This window comes from Haladaptatus sp. W1 (assembly GCF_001723155.1).
Lineage (GTDB): Archaea > Halobacteriota > Halobacteria > Halobacteriales > Haladaptataceae > Haladaptatus > Haladaptatus paucihalophilus.
In genome coordinates this window covers 38,965-54,724 of record NZ_MEIH01000311.1, presented here as the reverse complement: position 1 = coordinate 54,724, position 15,760 = coordinate 38,965, and the positions used below count along the sequence as shown (strand labels likewise).

The following is a 15,760-nucleotide window of genomic DNA, read 5'->3' as shown; positions in this document are numbered from 1 at the left end:
ACTGGCGTTTCAGTGCAGGTGTTGTTTCTAGAATACGTTATTACACAAATCTAAATAAGTTTTACGTACGTTACTAAATGGATTGAAGTGGGTTTTTTAGAATTTCAGACGCCTGCGTTAGCATCGTATACTAACAGAGAGGGTGAAGAAAGAGTGAGAGGCGGGAAGAGCTCAAAACGCAGTCAGACTGAACGACTCGTTATCGAGTAGTACCAGGAACGAGATCCCAAACTTTCTCAGTCGCGACGTACTCACCGTCCCGCCCTTCGATGTATCCCTCATCAAGTGCCTCGGCTATCGAATCATCAATATCGCCGTCAAAGCGACCATGCTGGGTTGCAATCACACCGATGTGATCACGATCAATTGTCGCACGGTTTTGCCCGCCCGTATTATGCTCGATAATCCGAGCGACGATTGCGGCATTCTCGCTCATATCGACTGGTAGTGCTCGAACGTCGTTAAATCGGCTGGCTGTGCAGGTTAGTATTATATACTAATCTACGAGCGACTGACTGTAAGCGCACACTCTTGGTCAACACAGTCACCACTTCGATTGTAGAATGCAGGATTACGAGTCGTGCTTAGCATCCCTTACTCCTCGAACAGTTTCCTCGACCGTCACAACACCGTCCTCATGGAGCACATCACCGACAATAACCGTATCAGCGACAGTTGCCATTTGGTAGGCCGATTCATAGTCGTGAATGCCGCCACCATAGAAGAGCTGCGCTGACGAGAGTGCATCTCGTGTGGAAGCGACGACAGCTGGATCACCAAGCATGCCGGAATACTCGAGATAGACGATCTGCTGACCGAGGACCTGTTCTGCGAGTTCAGCATAGGCGACGACGTCATCGACGTCGAGGTCACAGTCCGCCTGCGTATACATCGCGACTGACGACGTCGGATTGAGGACGATATACGCTTCTGGGTGGACGTAGTCCCACTGAAGATCAGATGAGCGAACCCATTCGTGGTGTGCTCCTGTGATCCACAAGGGGTCATCAGCATTCAGAACAATCGGCAGCAAATAACCTGAGAGTGCCTCGGTGTGAGACGACGATGGGCGGTAGGTCGGCTCGACGAATATCGGGATCTCCGTCGAAGAAAGCACATCGAGAATCGGTTGAACACGTGCTTCTGTTACGTTCGTGGTGCCCCCAACAATGATTGCATCCGTTCCTGTGTCGGCAATGCCAGCGTAGGTATCCCCATCATGGAGTGCTTTGTCTGGGTCGACTTTCGTGACATGCTCCCACTGTGCCCACGCAGCCGCCATACTTCATCATAGTACGGAGATACGCAAACCGCTTTCCGTCTGTTCGTCTTCCACGTGTCACGCTGAGTCTGTCCGGATCCGTTCGACTGATACGTCTACCACAAGGTCCATGAAATCGCCGTCAGCACCGACCAGAAGCGTTGTGTCTTCAGCGACCGCAAGCGCCACGGCATAGGCGTCGCCGAGCGCGATCCCCCCCGCTCCTTTCACTTCAGCCGCCAGTGGCCACGACTCGGAGGGTGCACACAGTGTGACACCGCCGTCCACCAAGTCACGCACGGCCTGTCGGCCGGTCGTCAGTGTCTCTTCTGTTGGCGTTCCTGATGGGGAACCAGTTTCAAAGCGGGCGATTTTGTACATCAGTTCGGTCGCCGTGATTTCACTGACCGCTACAGACTCCTCACCCATGTAGACATCCATCAGGAGGTCGCGGACAGTCCCCCCACCGGGTTCACCATAGTAGTATGCAAGGAGGGGTTCTGTATCAAGAACGTAGCGATAGCTCATTCGTCGGTGGTCTCGTCTGTGTCGTCGGTAGCGACGTAGCGCTGGTAGTCACGCTGGTCGGCGGTGTCCTCTGCCTGGCGCTCAGCTGCTTGCTCCTCTCGATGGTGCGTAATGACCTCGCCACGTTCGTAGTCTTCGCCCAGTGACCCGAAGCGTTCACTTGGTTTCGGGACTGGTTCGACGACGAGTTCGCCGTCTTCTTCGCGGAAGCGCACACGGCCTGGGATTTCGATGCCATACTTCTCACGGAGCGACTTGGGGATCGTCGCCTGGCCTTTGCGGCTGATACGGACGACGTGGTCGCCATTTTCACTCTTACTGCTCATAGTTCTTTACTGAGTAGATAGTATGACTTCCAGAATATTAAAACATGCGGTGAGAGGGGATTGAGCCCCCCAAAGAACCACCCGCTGCTCCATTTTGTACTAAGCGGGTGTACGCAGCTTTCCTGAACATGGACGCCGTGCGTGCGCGAGCCTGGTACAACGAGACTTTCGTGAACTCGTCGTGAAATGTGTGGTTCATAACATCAAGCGTACCGCAACATGACCAAATCAACCGCCGTACGGCGATTCACCAGTGCCCTTTCTTCTTAAGACGTCCAGCTCTGAATTTTCGACCGGACCTCTGTTGCCGGAACATGCGTTGAATAAGTTTGATCGTGAAATACTTCGTAAACCTGTGGTTCAACCGGTTTTGGAGCCTCTCCAACCACTCTACCATTCTGTTCCACCGGGGTTGCCCCGGTCGTCAACCCGACAACAGCACCATCCGTTGTTGTAAGTGGACTCCCGCTAGATCCACTCATAGCCGGCACCGTCGTCAACATACTCCTGCGATCGGTCTTCACGTATCTACCAAGGCTAATCACCCAATTCCCAATCGCATAGGGATGACCGACTTGAAGCAAAGGCTGATTTTTCTCAAGCGACCCCTCGTCACCCATCGTAACGCTCGGAATCGGCACAGAATCCATCTCAGTCGGTCGAAGAACAGCAACGTCTGGCTGAAGCGACGCATCGATTATCTCCACAGTAAACGACTCCCCACCAAGTGTCCAGCACTCCAACGTCCGAGACCCCTCAACAACGTGCCCATTTGTAATGATATACTCCCCATCAACACACCAACCAGTTCCCCCTTGACTACCTCTGCTGGAGGTTTTCCCGATGATCTTAACGACGGATTGTCTCAGTTCTTTTCCGGTCTTTTGAGCAGCAGCTCGTGTATCATCGGAAAACTCTCCAGTAGCCTCCGGAGTGGACTGCTGGGATTGCCCAGAGTCAACCGTCTCTAATTGCTCAGTACACCCGGAAAAACCAGCTATACCCGCCCCGACCGTGGCAAGAACAGCTCTTCTACTCTGTGACAGTTTCCGGATACGGTTAGCAGAATTCATCGGATACATAACTATTTCCTTCGGCCCACTTAAGTTGGTGTCGTGGTCCAGACAGTACTCATTCGTACAAGCGGCCAATTCCCGTTCAGCAAATAGGAGGCGAAGCTCCCAGCGCTCGTTTCGAGCGATTGCACGCAACACTGACCCTTCGTGTTCGACAAGGATGTGAACGAGATGTTCAATGTGGTCCTCCCATTCGAGTTGATACAAACAGTCTGTTTCGAACTCGCCAATCAGCTGGAAAGCAGCAACGCTGTCATCCTTGCTAAACGCCGCTTCGAGCGGCGCACGATCAGGTACATCGGCCCAAATGAACGATGGAGACCACGTATTGGTGGGCTGCGGGGTTCTCGTGGCTCTCGGTGGTGACTTGGATGAGTTCGGCTCTACTACCTCATGTTGCACTAAGCAGAACTAAGAAAGTCTGGCAAGCGTGTCGAATCTGTGTACTGTTGCTTCTCGATTTCATAGAAACTTGGCCGTATCGCCTGAACCAAAGAGTTGTCTTCTATGACACCAATAGGAACATCGATAAAAGAAAAAATAGATCGCCACATCGGGATTAGAGCCACTCATCGGGGGGTTCATCTGTGTGAGTGTGCCTCAACCTGCCAGCACGACCAATACACCAGTCGTAACGAAAATCGATGGTGTCAACTGTCCTCAGAGCGACCTCACGTATCTTCTGGTGGGGATTTCGGTAGAGGGTTGTAGAGTTCGAATATCCTCGTTGAGTGCCCCAAAGGACTACGGTCGTCCTTCTCATGTGCGGATTTTATTGTCACTGACCGTCATCTGTGGCGGTTGGAAATAAGAGGATAGACGGACAAACAGAGTGCAATGTCGCTATATGAGCAACGGCGGTATAATGGCTACTTTCCAAGTAGGCGATATAAAAATTTTACTCTCGCTCTATCCGCTGTCGTTGGATTTTGGAGTTACTGGGCGTTCTCACGTGGTATTGTCTTTGCAACGATGTATATCGTTATGTTCGGTTTCCTGGGAATCTTGTTCGTACTACTCTGGGAGTGGTAACTCCCACATTCGATCAAGATATAATCTAATGCACGACTTTGATCGAGTTAGAGATCAAGTTACCTCCTCTAGAATCACCCGAGGTGGACAGTCCAATAAAGAGCATACTCGATGTCTCCTCTCTTTTAACCACTTCAGGCACCGTATAACAATAGTCAACGCAGTCATTGGAAAAGGTGTGAGCGTCGTAGGAACGTGCCTGGAACCATGCGCCTGCGACGTTCAAGCACAAAGAATCAAATGTGATCATCTCACGCCAGTTCCATACCGGCGTAGTCGTGCCCACTCTTCCCGGCACGACCACGCTCTACTCGCAGGGGGTTCCGGGACGAGAACGGGTTGCTTGTTGGTAGAAGCACCATCGACCCCACGTCGATGGCGGCCACTTCGTGGCCCAGGTGGTTCGAATCCACCCCCGTTCGTATCAGAGCATATTCTCACAGTCTTCACACGCCGACCACTCCTCGGATTTTTGGAATGTGGTCAGGTCAGCCTCCGCTGCTAAACGGTGGTTTTATGGGTTGTAGGAGCACTCTACCGTGAATTGCCAACACGTGTAAAAGTGAAAGACAGAGTTTGTATACGACGTCAGCAGTTAGAAACTGTATCAGCAGAAGAGAACGGTGAGAGATGTCGGATTAACAACTGCCGAGATTCTGGAAGTCGCTCTGGTTACACTTTGAACAACAGGATGGTTTCGAGATAAAAGTGGTTCCGCATTCTTCGCATTCAAAAATATCACCGGTCGCCCGCACCTGCTGTTCGGTCTGCTGAGACGGGGTTTCTGAACGAAAGGCACCGCGTAACCGATGTAGTAGTTCCATAGCAATGCATAGACACTTTCTCAATACACATAGATTTTATCGCCAAAATGGCATAATAATCCCATTATTACTGTGTTGAATATTGTCAATGAAGTCGGCTTACCGGTTCCGAGATACCGCTGAAACCCACATAGTCGCACTCCTGTGGTTCATCATTCTTCACCCCCAAGGAGACAGTCTCAAGCGTCCTGGAAACTACTTGGCGGCGATATCGGTCGCGTACTGTTATATATCTCTCAAGTGTATCCTCGGCCGTAGCGTCGCGTGTTCCGTGAGCGTTCACTGGCCGGTGATATCTGAGACCGTCAGTTGGCGTACCACGGATAAAAAAGACTGAAGCAGTGGTTCGTTCGGCAGTTCCTTCCGTCCGGTTCTTACGCATAGCCAGCACGGGAAGTCACCGAGGCCCTCACAGTCGCAGTCTTTGGCATCATTGTCATCCTCCGACGGGAACGCATTGAGCGTCCCGTCGTTAGTTGCGGTTTCGATGGCGGCCATGTGTTTGCAGATGCGTTGCGGTGGACGTGATGCGGGCACGTGCAGGCCATCAGGTTTTCAGTCACTACGTTGATGGAGACAGTATATTGGTGCTTTTCGGGGTTCTCGTGGCTCTCGTTAGAGACTTGGATAAGTCCAGGAGTATCAACACGAAAGCCGAACTGCTCCCACAGTGGGCGTTTCTGTGCCGTCTCGTCAGCTTCACGGCCTGTATACAATCTTGATAGCCGAATCATATATTAGTGTTTTATCGAATGGAACAAACATGCCCCACTGTGAGAATTGCGGATCGTTTGTGACTCGACACTATGTCCGTGTGTTCACACCGGATGACGTCAAGGAACCTCGTGTTTGTCCATACTGTGAAGACATAGTTCGAGATGGAAATGAGATACGGCAAGCACGCTCTCCACGAAGAAATTCATGAAGAAAGAAGGGAATCCGATAGCCGTAATCATCGACAAGAAACATAGTATTCGAGAGACCATGGTTCTCAGCCAGTTCAAACAGAAACGTAGCCACTGGATCAGTACCCTGCCAATCGAACCCAGCGACGCTGAGAAGCAGTTTTACGAGACATAGTGAACTGCCCTGGGGGTCAAGTCCTGAGGCAGTCGCTCTGTTCCACCTGTAGACATCCTCGGTTTGTTTTCTCTCTGTTGTCGCTCTTTCATTTGGTGAGGTGAACAACACTTCCTGGGACACTCTTCTACTGATCACTGGTGATCTCGTTTCTAGTCTCATAACTGACTGCCTTATTTTCGAACTGTAATACAAAGCATTTTGCCGAACTCTACCAAGCCACAGTTGCGGCGTAGTTGCCGCGGACACCCTGAATGGACTTTGGATCTGGCCCTATAACTTCTGATCCACCCCTACCTCGCTGCATCGCACTAATTCACCACGCTCCGAGCTGAAATTCTCACAGTCTTCTTTTCCAAGTTAAGCTATTCATCCATTTGTTTTAGGCTACTCTTACCAGTAGTAATTGGCTCGAAACAAAGGTATGCCTTCACGATTTGCAAACCATGTCTACAGAAGCAACCATAGCCGACCAGGAATTCACGGAAACGATCCACTCATTCCTCGAGGATGCAGATACCGTCCACATCATTAATCCAGCATCAGAAGTCTTCCGAACAGTGATCCAGACAGCAACCGAATTTGACGATGATCTACCCAAATTCCAGGTGCTTGCCACTCCTGACGTGCTCAAAGCAGCGGTCGACGATTTCATTCTCGCGAGTCAAGCAGCTAATCTAATCGAGGAAGGAATCCTCTCACTGCGGACAACCACCGATGTCGCACGGAATTCCCTGCTCATTAGTGACGAGCAAGTGGTGGCGGTCGTCAAACTCAATGCGGCGTTGACAGGGCTTCACTCGACGGACGATGACTTCGTCGAGACCGTGCAGACGACGTTCATGGACGAGTGGGACGCCGGCGAAGAGTTCGGGTTGCGAACGCCACCGCTGTCACGGGTCCGGGACACCCTTCGTGACGATTTCGGGGACGATGTTGAAAAGGACTTCATGACAATGCTGGAGTCGGTTGAGACCGTTCCCGGTGAGGAAGACGAACTCGACGAAGTTACAATCGCGTTGTTGGTCGCGGCGAACAACGAGATGCTGCTCTATGATATCAGTAAATGGGGTGAAGATACTGGTGTGGCGAGCAAGGCAACATTCTCGCGGACAAAAACACAACTTGAGGATCGCGGCCTGCTCGACACGGAGAAAGTGCCGATTGATGTCGGTCGGCCGCGCCTTCGGTTGGTCTTAGCGCCCGATAATCTCGAAGATGTGGATATGCTTGCGGAACAGGTGACTGCATAGTTCGGGAGAGAAAAAGATACCTGAGACTGGGCCAGGGATGGTAAGTATCATTCTTCGGTGTGAGTTATAGAAGAATGAGAGTAAGGAGAGACATCGGGAAAATTAAGCTACGTAATCAGGTTATTAACCAAATAAAGGAATGCATAGAAAGAGGTGGACCGAGGTCGGAGCACTTCTGACAGATGGGACACGAAACCGTCGCTAATCCACCGGTGCCGAAGGCTCTGGATTGGGCTGGCTTCCCAGTAGTGAACGACCTTCGATGAGTCCGGGGGCATCGGCGTCGAAGGAAAACTGTTCGGCCTGTGTGCGGTGCTGTACCATCTCGGGCAGCTTCGTAGGCCACAGATGAGGTTGTACTCAGGGATTTTACGATTGTTTTAGGAAGGAGTAAAAAATGACAATCACCGATGAATATCACTACTCCGCATCAAGAAAGTAGCCCGAGAGTTGATTTGTCTCTAGAACATGATTATGTCCATGGCCACGCTTGAGGTAGCCTTGCCTGACCGTATCGAGAGTGATATTGATCGCCTTGTCGAACAAGGTGATTTTCTGAATCGAGAACAAGCGATCGAAGAGCTTCTCACATTGGGGTTATCGGCCCAGGAAACTGGCGATGAATCCGAAGCGGAGTTGGATGGAGATCTGTTTACAGATGCTGTCGATGAACAACAGGATCCGGCCGATCAATACAACGATCCGCTCTAACCCTCCTCTCGAAACGAGGAGCCAAGACTGCCTTCCACCTCGAGTTTAATGAGACAATCGAGGTTTTCTGGTCAATTATTTCGACTAGTCCGTCTCGACCGATCTGTCGGGCAACACCCGACACAACCTGCCGATTCTTCGTTCTGTTTTCTGACCTGAATATCCAGTTTCAGTCACTTATATTGAATTTAGTTATGGCTATATTTGCGGGAGGGAAAACGGATGAGGCACATCAAACCAATAGCGGTGCTTCTCGCATTCATTATGGTTAGGGAGTGGATATCGTACCAGTGGCGGCAATCTCGCATCAACCGGCGAGTTCGTAAGTGAGTCAACACCAGGGCGCCGGGCAAGTGAACGTCAACCATCAATCGCACAATTATGGTGGTGTGCAGGTGTCCATTCAGAAGAACTCAAATCGCCAGATAGCCGTGTCGAGTGCCGGAAATTATAACCATCAATCGAGTGGTGGCGGCAATCAAGTTGGTCATAGATAGGGGATGAAGACGGCGACCTCATTTTCTGCACTACTGATTCAGCGCATAGCAGATGTTGAAGTCCGGGTTCGTTCCGGATGCTCGCCACTGCATTTCGAGCAGTCGCGTAGCAAGCCGCTCAGCGTCAATCTTCTCGTCACGCATCTCCCCCAAGATGGTTGCAAGCTCACCTGGAGGGTATCGAACAGAGGCTTTCACGGTGCATAGAAGATCCCTCACTAGGATACGCCGTAAACAGTTGACAGCCAAACCGCAAGTGAATACATATAGTGTTAGTATAATCTACTAACCTATGTGAATACCGGTACCAAGCAAATACGAACGAATCGGGAAAGTCGAAACCGGTGGCGGAGTTAGTGAGGTTCCGCAAGGACGTCTGCCGCCCACACCTCAGGGCGGGTAGGGGCAAGTCCCATTGTAAGCATTGCATTAGGAACAGCGAGATGGTGCCCGCATGAACTCAAATGGACCAGAGATGGTCCAGCCATCGTGATCGTCCTAATAAGCCGCAGACAACGGGACAACGGTACTCTATCCTTATTACCCCGCAGTCGCCACAATTGTACCTCTCAAGTGTTTGATGGCCTTGGAGCGCCGGTAACGCGCGAATTCCCCATCACAGCCTTCGCAAATCACCCACCATCGGCGATGTGAACCGCTCGCAGTGCCAGATTGTGTCGAGGGCGTCAGTCCAAGGCTTGAACGGCTCATTGTGATCCGCTTCGCCGAACTCGTGGCACTGCCACATATGAAATGACTTATGACGCATAGTCCCGCCAAACTGCTTCCCGTCCAAAGATCGTAGGCCGCCTACATGAGTGCAATCGGGAAGCATGACAAGGTCACATTTTGTGATGCCCGACTCTCGCTAAGCGCAGTGTGAGTCCTCCTAAGCAATTGCTTTCACCCATATATTTAAAGTAATCTATTGGGGTGGTCATTGGGAATGAATGATTGGGAAACTAAGTTCTCGGCTTATCCAGGTTGTTCAAGGACTTTCGCAATGGTAACGATCGCATCAAATTCCGTTGGTGTTCCCTGAATGTTGATTTCTCCTTCATCACGATCGTACTCAATAGAGTCAATTTCGGCTGCTTTCGGAAGATGCACCTGGCGAAGCGTGAGTTCAATCCGATCATACTCTTCATCAGGAACATTTCCGCCAGGAGCGTTGCTTTCAAGATTTGCAACATAGTCAACGACTTCATCTACTGATACAGTTCCGCTGTGTTGATCAAGATAATACAGTGCGTATCGTCGTCGCTTCTTACTAAAAAGGTCAAAGACTGTGTCTAGCGTCGCCATGATTCCTACCACTGCCTAGTCAATCACCGATGATATTGCTTAGGGATTCGGCTACCCTCTTGGAGGAAACGCTTTGTTCCCATTGTGTTAAAAATATTTTAGTATATATGTAGCTAGTATATTTGGACTAGATGAAACGGCCATATTAATCCGGGACGGGTAACGAGAAGAGTTTTATTACCTATGCAGATCCCAGCAAGTCGCTTCGACTGACCCACCCCTGTCATTCGTGGTCCCGACGGTCGCCGCATGTTGACCAAGCACCCGCTGATATCTCGGGCGTATCGTCGATCGCTGTATTCTCCTTTCCTAAAGCATTCACTAGTCGGTGATATTCCAGACCGTTAATCGGCGTCTCTTGGCTAAAAAAGCTGAAGTGGTGGTTCGTTCGGCAGTTCCTTTCGTCCCGTCCTCACGCATGGCCAGCATGGGAAGCCATTCAGGCCGTCGCAGTCGCAATCTTCGGGTTCGGCATCGTTGTCGTCCTCATACGGGAAGGTCTTGAGCGTCCCGTCGTCGATGGAGACATATTCTGGTGGTTTGCAGGATCTCGTGGTTTTCGTTGGTGACTGCGACGAGTCCAGGTTTACTACCTCATTTTTTCTAAGCGGGTATGAACACACCTAATTTTGAGTGAAGAACCACTGGTGGGAACTGCCAATTGCTACCAACAACGCGGAAATTCCGACGACTAGTCGGCGTCACTCTCCCCGACAATTCTGACAGCCATTCTCCTCAAGAGAGATTGTGAGTACCGATCTGCCACAAGTGGATCTCGCCGATGAGGTCGATGTTTGCATTTTCGGAGTGCTGGTCTTTCATACCGCATCAGTCTCGTGCTTCGATTTCTTCGGCGAGGGTAAGATATCGTTCAAGATGCGGTGTTTCGTGATAGTGCACGGTCTCACCGTGTCTGTCATACTCAATGATATCGTAGTCGGCGAGCTTCGGGAGGTGGTTATGGACGAGCGCGATCCGTGCTTGTTCAGGGGTTGTGACGGCGTCAACTTCCTCGTGAACGTGTTCAACCAACGTGTTGAGTTCAGCTGTGTCCGTCTCCTCATCTATGAAGAACTGCACAGCAGCACGTCGAGTGGGATTCGCGAGCAATTTGCAGACGGTACTAACCGTATGGTCTGACGTCGATTGGTGAGCGGTTGTCGGTGGGTGAGTCATTGGTCTGATATTGAGGGCGTCCGTGACACCAGTCTCTTTGTCCTCCAAGCCCGCAGGGAGCGAGCGAAAAATAATTTGGAGTGTAACGATGCTCATTCGGCTATGTGATTATCATCCCAACATTCTCCTTAGGTCATGGGGCCGTTCGAACGGGGTGGTTAAAACCACTGAAAGATAGAACCACGCTAATCGGGCGAAGTATCTCGCGATGACCCAAGAAGCGCGTGTTCAAGAAGGGCTTCATTGCCACGCCGAATCAAATCCGAAAGTGACTGTTGACTAATGTCGAACTCGTCCGCTAATTCCGAGAGCGTAACTTGTCGTGGGGTCTGAAAGTATCCGTGCTGGAGTGCGAGCAGAAGCGCATCACGCTGTTTCTCCGTCAGAATACTTTCCACGAGGTCATCGCCAGCTTCACTGAGTGTGTGTATCTGCCCGAGTGTATACGGAATTTCGTTTTCGCGACAGTGATTATGGAACGTGGTGAGGTCATCCTGAGAGGGAAAGAGGACTTCGAACTCCCAGGCGTGAGAATCATAGCCATAGGCACTCCGGATGATCGTTTCGGCTGTTGTGAAACCTTCGAAAAAGCCCCCGTCTGGAATATTCCAATTCAAGAGATACAAGCGTCGATCCCCGAGTTCCTCAATCTTGCTGAATTCGCGGACATGGTCGTTAGCGCGGACGCGCTGTTCGAACGCATCTAAATCATCGTTCCAAGCGAAAAACAAGGGGATCGCATTCGACCCAACGGGGACGATTCGCTCGAATTCGATCTCGATCTCCGAGTCAGCTGTAAGTAAGCGGCCAAGCGCGAAGTCTGTGGCTGGGAGCGAGAACTCAACGAGAGTTGCCATTACTTTACAAACAAACTATCTGGTATCTCTTAGGTCTCTTGGCGGGACCACCAAGCAACTCTCGCACAGATTTTAGTTCAAGATGCTGAGGACATTTCACTGCCGCTTCTGCTGTTCTCAATTGAAACTGTCTATCAAATCGTCCGCCACTTCGTGGAAGGTCATAATCGAATAGCCTCCTTGGCAATACACAACCAGACAGTTCGCTCCCGTAATTAAGTGTTGGTCAGCATAAAACCGACCATTATCATAATTTTTAAATATAGTCAATTTATAGTATAGAGCTCATCGAAGGGACGCGAAGACAACGTCATTGGAAAATCACCTTCTGTCACGAAGAGATACACGTGCAATATGTAATGTGTTTGTAGATAAGATAGATATTAGCTGACGAGATAGGCTCGTATATGGGAGGAACGATCGTCGAAGTCAGTATCGCTGCCAAAGAGTTTGCACTCGGGCACACGTTGGCCACTCTCGAAACAGTGACTATCGAAGTCGAACAGACGATTACGACCGATCGAGATGGCTTGATGCCATTCATATGGTTCACCACAGACGATAGTCATGCACTTGAGCGCGCGTTGACTGACGATGATAGTGTTACTGACTTTCACCTGATCGCAGATTTCGAGACAGATTCTCTCTATCAACTCAAGTGGAACGATCAAGTCAACCATCTGATTCGCGTTCTTGCCGAAGAAAACGGGGCAGTCCTCGCTGCAACTGGCCAAGACGACTCCTGGCATCTCCGGTTATTGTTCGCTGATCATGACGCAGTGCGACGCACATCCGAATACTGTGAAGGGCAGGGGATTCCGTTAGAAATCAAGAATATCCAGGAATTCACGAGAGACTCTCAAACCCGATTCGGGCTCACAAAATCACAGCAACGAGCACTGCAGCTCGCTGCTATACACGGTTATTATTCGGTGCCCCGTGAAGCCACTGCGGATGACTTAGCTGAAGAACTTAATATCTCACATCAAGCACTCTCTGAGCGATTGCGACGTGCCCATGGCAATCTTGTCGACCATGTGTTCCTGAATCGAGTCGGTACACCAGAGGTCGCAGAAACAGATTCCAACGAAGATGTAGCCTCTGAGTGAAATCTGCCGGTGTCTTAGCCACTCTCAGCGTCGATTAGCTCCAGTTCAACCGTCCGGTCAGCGTGGACAGTGACCAGATAGCCACAGTACTCGAACATCACTTTCCCGTTCCGTTCGGATTCTCGGTGAAGTGGAGCAAACAGCGTGTCGAGTGCATCTGGATCAATAGCCTCGTATAATGGTGGGCACTCACTTGGATCGGGACCGTCACGGGCAGCGATCGCCGCCTGGATCAACACCACGATTGATGGCGCTGTTACAGTCGTCTGCTTGTCGCTCGGTGAGTTGATCGTTATCTCTCCCATTTTTAATTTCTCCCAGAGTCCTCGTGACTGATGGGGTATCCCTCACGAGCACTCGATACAAAACTCTGGCCTGTAGTTATAAACATCCTCTGGCAAGAGATGAAACGGCAACTTGACTATTCAGGCTTTACACGCATAGATAAAGCAATTCTCCGATTTCCAATTGAGCAAAATTAGACCTCGTCGCGTTCTCACGTTTCGATTATGGACAGATACTTTTCCATTTTGGGATGACTCCAATATCGAATGGTTTCGCTTCGAGTATCAAATTCGATCACTCCGGCATCGTCCAGTTTTGGGAGGTGGTTATGTTGCAGCGCAACTCTCACCGTATCGTCCTGCGTACATTGCATGCGCGTTTCGGTTTCTGATTCGTGCTTCGAAATGACGGTGACAAGATCGTCTATTGTTGCGAGATCATTCTCGGTCTGTGAAAGATATGAGAGAATCAGGCGGCGATACGAGTGAGACAGGGTATCGAAGATCGTATCAAGGGAAAGATTCGGAGAAGGTGAGCTATCGGCACGTTGGGAGGTATTCGTTGGTTCACAGTCGATCTGCGAGGTAATCGTTTGAGAATCCGAACTACCAGGTCGATCGCTGTCGTGTGGGTTCATGGATACGTATTTTATGAGAACGCACGGATAGTATGCCCCGCGTACCGGCAACGCGTATGAACCCGATCTGAGCACGTTGGGGGGTCATCGGCCCCTTCATCATTGGGACACGGCTCGAGCACACTTTCTATCCCGCGGTTCTGTCGTGCAATATATGCGCTGGCTTAATAACTTCACAGGCTGCATTAGCAAGCATCCCCTCCATACCTATTTTCTGTAGAGAGACAAGAAATAAGCAGTATTACAATTTATAATCTAGCAACAGAGACCGAGTGTATACTCTTTGATTTTTAAGCAACTGTACCGGTGACGCCAAATAGTGGTATCTGCCGGGTTTAGTATGGCTTGCATTCAAAGACAGTAGGTAAAGAGGGTTCCTCATTGTTCTATCCTACTGTAGCAACGTGCAACTGATCGAGATGCAGTGCAGTCCACCGGACCTACCAAAATCATGGTCACCACAACAACTACTGACAGTCAATCCGGCGAACTGTGCGAGAACTGTGATGCGATGACGCCCCACCAAGTGACGATCGAAATCGTCACCGAGAACGAAGACAATTCAAATGCAGCATTCTCCCGAGAGCCCTATCGCGTCACGGAGTGCCAGCAGTGTGGCACCACGAGCAAACAGCGCGCAAACAACATGTAGAGTGGTGATAACTCATGTCAAGAGCGACCACGCCGAAGCAAATGAAGTCACGAATCGCAGACACACAATGTCAGAACTGCGGGAGTTTTGTCACCCGTGATTTCGCACGTGTCTTCGGTGATAATCAAAACACTGTGCATGGCTGTTTAGACTGTATGAATGGCACCGACGTGAAGAATGGCCAAGCAACCTACTTATAACAAATACATAATTATTGCATGATATCTGGAAAAGCGACCGACGATTTCGAAAGCATCACTAACGAAGAAACCGACCAGAGGCTTTCAGAAACGGAAATCAATGAATTGCTTGCGAACCGCCGGCGACGAGTGATACTTTCGTTCTTACAAGTACAGGACGGTCCGGTCGAAGTCGAATCGCTGATCGAACACCTCACCTACCAAGAGTTGGAGGCATGCTCGGGAGACAGATCAACTCGACTCTTTGAAGAGATCATGGAGGCCGTCTGGAGCGAGCATTTGCCACTGCTCGCCGAGCACGATGTTATCAAGTACGATCGAGAGAGCGAAAAAGTGCGTGGCTGGACTAATGCCGGTCAGCTCACGCACCGTCTCCGAGAGCACGATAACTGATTGTTATCAATAGAACACATCGGTTATCGATTTCGTCTGTTATCGGTCAATAGGAATCAACGCTAGAAAACAGGGTCTCGAGGTGGTTCACTGCATGTGATTTTAGGTGGCAGAGACCTGGCTTCCTGGTGTTATGGAGATAGACCTGGTACGTTTCTAAGTAAAGAGTTTTAGTCCATGTATCAGTACTAAAATCGGATTAGTCAGCGTGTGAGGGGGCGGAGTGCGTTGCGTTCTTGGATTCCGTCTGAGGCGTCGACATCGGGGATGAGTCCCGGAGTGGGCGCGGCGAGCGGAGGGCAACGATAGCCAGCCAGATACTGCCGGTGAGGAATGCGCCGAGAGCGGAAAGTGCCATGTCCATAGTGAGGAACGCAGTTGCGTAGACAAGGCCGATCACCGCAGATGGGAAGCTCGTGCTAAAGGGGACGTTTGCCATAGAGTCGCGGAGGGTAGGGAGGAGAGCAATGAGAGAGAAGACGTTTCCAACAAGGAAGACAACGTCTTGCCACATCATTGTCGATCACTTTGATTTCTGGCTGCTGCGAGGTGTGTTGC

General features: G+C 50.5%; 16 protein-coding genes and 1 pseudogene. 6 read left to right on the top strand and 11 right to left on the bottom strand.

Features of this window, described 5'->3' with window-relative positions; translation table 11 throughout:
* Nucleotides 1-199: 199 nt before the first annotated feature.
* From BG842_RS16365 to BG842_RS16350, 4 genes are all read right to left on the bottom strand, one after another.
* Nucleotides 200-436, bottom strand: coding sequence for a hypothetical protein (locus BG842_RS16365; protein ID WP_069451584.1), 237 nt, complete (start codon nt 434-436; stop codon nt 200-202).
* Nucleotides 437-571: 135 nt separating this feature from the next.
* Complete coding sequence (locus BG842_RS16360) at nt 572-1,282, bottom strand: phosphoglycerol geranylgeranyltransferase (RefSeq protein ID WP_069451583.1); 711 nt, start codon at nt 1,280-1,282, stop codon at nt 572-574.
* 57 nt (nt 1,283-1,339) lie between these two features.
* Nucleotides 1,340-1,789 (bottom strand): PIN domain-containing protein, encoded by a 450-nt coding sequence (locus tag BG842_RS16355; RefSeq protein ID WP_069451582.1) that lies wholly within the window; start codon nt 1,787-1,789, stop codon nt 1,340-1,342.
* A complete protein-coding gene (locus BG842_RS16350) occupies nt 1,786-2,115 on the bottom strand; it encodes an AbrB/MazE/SpoVT family DNA-binding domain-containing protein (RefSeq protein WP_069451581.1) in 330 nt (109 codons plus the stop codon). The genes BG842_RS16355 and BG842_RS16350 overlap by 4 nt, the downstream gene beginning before the upstream one ends.
* 131 nt (nt 2,116-2,246) lie before the next feature.
* Here BG842_RS16350 and BG842_RS29025 point away from each other — a divergent pair.
* Nucleotides 2,247-2,338, top strand: a pseudogene (locus BG842_RS29025) (IS5/IS1182 family transposase); the annotation flags it as partial.
* 43 nt (nt 2,339-2,381) lie between these two features.
* Here BG842_RS29025 and BG842_RS16345 read toward each other — a convergent pair.
* Together BG842_RS16345 and BG842_RS30000 are read right to left on the bottom strand one after the other, a co-directional pair.
* Nucleotides 2,382-3,398, bottom strand: a complete 1,017-nt coding sequence (locus tag BG842_RS16345) for a serine protease (protein WP_342764810.1) — start codon at nt 3,396-3,398, stop codon at nt 2,382-2,384.
* Between the two features lie 1,076 nt (nt 3,399-4,474).
* Nucleotides 4,475-4,636, bottom strand: coding sequence for a hypothetical protein (locus tag BG842_RS30000; RefSeq protein WP_175424185.1), 162 nt, complete (start codon nt 4,634-4,636; stop codon nt 4,475-4,477).
* Nucleotides 4,637-6,573: 1,937 nt separating this feature from the next.
* Between BG842_RS30000 and tbsP the strand changes: the two genes are divergently transcribed.
* Together tbsP and BG842_RS16330 are read left to right on the top strand one after the other, a co-directional pair.
* Entirely contained in the window at nt 6,574-7,380 is an 807-nt protein-coding gene (tbsP, locus tag BG842_RS16335; protein ID WP_069451580.1) for a transcriptional regulator TbsP, read from the top strand.
* 480 nt (nt 7,381-7,860) lie between these two features.
* A complete protein-coding gene (locus BG842_RS16330; RefSeq protein WP_069451605.1) occupies nt 7,861-8,091 on the top strand; it encodes a ribbon-helix-helix domain-containing protein in 231 nt (76 codons plus the stop codon).
* A gap of 1,472 nt (nt 8,092-9,563) precedes the next feature.
* Here the strand turns inward: BG842_RS16330 and BG842_RS27820 are convergent.
* From BG842_RS27820 to BG842_RS16310, 3 genes are all read right to left on the bottom strand, one after another.
* A complete protein-coding gene (locus BG842_RS27820) occupies nt 9,564-9,893 on the bottom strand; it encodes a hypothetical protein (RefSeq protein ID WP_083252592.1) in 330 nt (109 codons plus the stop codon).
* Nucleotides 9,894-10,721: 828 nt separating this feature from the next.
* Nucleotides 10,722-10,973, bottom strand: a complete 252-nt coding sequence (locus BG842_RS29020; protein WP_139136158.1) for a hypothetical protein — start codon at nt 10,971-10,973, stop codon at nt 10,722-10,724.
* Between the two features lie 281 nt (nt 10,974-11,254).
* Nucleotides 11,255-11,926 carry a helix-turn-helix domain-containing protein gene (locus BG842_RS16310; RefSeq protein ID WP_069451576.1) on the bottom strand — a complete coding sequence of 224 codons (672 nt, stop codon included), beginning with the start codon at nt 11,924-11,926 and terminating at the stop codon, nt 11,255-11,257.
* 407 nt (nt 11,927-12,333) lie between these two features.
* Between BG842_RS16310 and BG842_RS16305 the strand changes: the two genes are divergently transcribed.
* Nucleotides 12,334-13,035: a bacterio-opsin activator domain-containing protein gene (locus tag BG842_RS16305; RefSeq protein ID WP_069451575.1), complete on the top strand. Its 702-nt coding sequence runs from the start codon at nt 12,334-12,336 to the stop codon at nt 13,033-13,035.
* A 14-nt stretch (nt 13,036-13,049) separates the two neighbouring features.
* On the opposite strand, the gene BG842_RS16300 is transcribed toward BG842_RS16305, so the two are convergent.
* Entirely contained in the window at nt 13,050-13,340 is a 291-nt protein-coding gene (locus tag BG842_RS16300; protein ID WP_069451574.1) for a HalOD1 output domain-containing protein, read from the bottom strand.
* A gap of 191 nt (nt 13,341-13,531) precedes the next feature.
* A complete protein-coding gene (locus tag BG842_RS29015) occupies nt 13,532-13,957 on the bottom strand; it encodes a hypothetical protein (protein ID WP_139136157.1) in 426 nt (141 codons plus the stop codon).
* A 451-nt stretch (nt 13,958-14,408) separates the two neighbouring features.
* On the opposite strand from BG842_RS29015, the gene BG842_RS16295 reads away from it, so the two are divergent.
* Both BG842_RS16295 and BG842_RS16290 read left to right on the top strand, forming a co-directional pair.
* Entirely contained in the window at nt 14,409-14,609 is a 201-nt protein-coding gene (locus BG842_RS16295) for a hypothetical protein (RefSeq protein WP_069451573.1), read from the top strand.
* A gap of 218 nt (nt 14,610-14,827) precedes the next feature.
* Nucleotides 14,828-15,202, top strand: a complete 375-nt coding sequence (locus BG842_RS16290) for a hypothetical protein (RefSeq protein WP_069451572.1) — start codon at nt 14,828-14,830, stop codon at nt 15,200-15,202.
* The last annotated feature ends 558 nt before the right edge of the window (nt 15,203-15,760 follow it).